Source organism: Nocardia sp. NPDC004722, assembly GCF_053601505.1.
On record NZ_JBSGBY010001096.1, the window covers coordinates 1 to 1,196 of the forward strand.

At 70.5% G+C, this 1,196-nt stretch carries 1 protein-coding gene and 1 pseudogene; one reads left to right on the top strand and one right to left on the bottom strand.

The window, feature by feature from the left end; genetic code table 11:
* Positions 1–750, bottom strand: a pseudogene (locus tag ACWELQ_RS46000) (amino acid deaminase); the annotation flags it as partial.
* 123 nt (positions 751–873) lie between these two features.
* Here ACWELQ_RS46000 and ACWELQ_RS46005 point away from each other — a divergent pair.
* On the top strand, positions 874–1,196 hold a 323-nt coding region (locus ACWELQ_RS46005), incomplete at its 3' end, for a PfkB family carbohydrate kinase (RefSeq protein WP_452403244.1).

The window sequence follows — 1,196 nt, forward strand, 5'->3', positions numbered from 1 at the left end:
GTCGAGGTAGTGCCGGACGGCGGCGAGTCCTGCCGGCGTGCGATCGTGGGCGAGTGCGCCCTCGTAGCCGCCGACTCCGGCGAGGCGGAGGCGCGGGGACTTGTCGACCGCGTCGGCGACCTCGTGGGCGGCGGCGAGGCCACGCGCGCCGGTGCGGCCGTGCGGGCCACCGAGTTCCACGATGACGTTCAGCTTCACACCGTCGGGCGCGGACTCGAGGTGGCGTTCCATCTCGCGGACCGAGGCGACGCCGTCGACCCAGCTGTAGAGCTCGAAGTTCGGGTCGGCGGCGATTTCGGCTGCGGCCCAGCGCAATCCGACGGGATCCAGCAGCGCGTTCGCCAGCATGATGCGGTTCAGGCCGAGGGAGCGGCCGATCTGGACCTGCCAGCCGGTGGCGAGGGTGATGCCCCAGGACCCGGCTTCCAGCTGCTCGTGCCACAGCTGCGGGGACATGGAGGTCTTGCCGTGGGGTGCCAGCCGCACGCCGGCGGCGCGGGCCCAGTCGGCCATGACCGCGCGGTTCGCGTCCAGCGCGGACCGGTCGATGGTCAGGACCGGGGTCTGCAGGTCGTCCAGGTGCGGGGTGGTGGCCAGATAGTCACGCACGGTCAGTCCCCAGGCGGCGGGCGGCAGCGATTTGTGCTGCGGGCCCAGGATCAGATCCTGAACGGCCCGGCCATTGTCCGCGAGGGTCCCCGGCAATCCGGTGACCTCACTGGGGGCTGCGACGACGTTGTCGGCGGCCACGACGCTCCTTCCGGTCATAGCTCCAAGCCATTGCGTAATTTGCAACGCTTGTTGCACATCGTGTTTCTGGTGGTTAGTCTGCACGTAATGTCCGAAAGCCGCAACCATTCGAAGGAGATTGGTGTGATCCAGCCGACCACCCGGGCTGTCACCGTCGGCGAGGGCCTCGCGGTGCTCATCGCGGCGCCCGGGCCGCTCGAGGACTCCCCCGCGTTCGAGCGCGGCGCGGGCGGCGCGGAAGCGAATGTCGCCTGCGTGCTGAGCCAGCTGGGCGTGCCGACCGGCTGGCTGTCACGGGTCGGCGACGACGGATTCGGGCGCTATCTGGTGCGCCACCTCACCGAACGCGGCGTGGACACCTCGAGTGTCACCGTCGACGAGACCCGGCCGACCGCGGTCTACGTGAAGGAACGCGGCAGCGGCTCGGCCCGCCCGAACGACCTGGC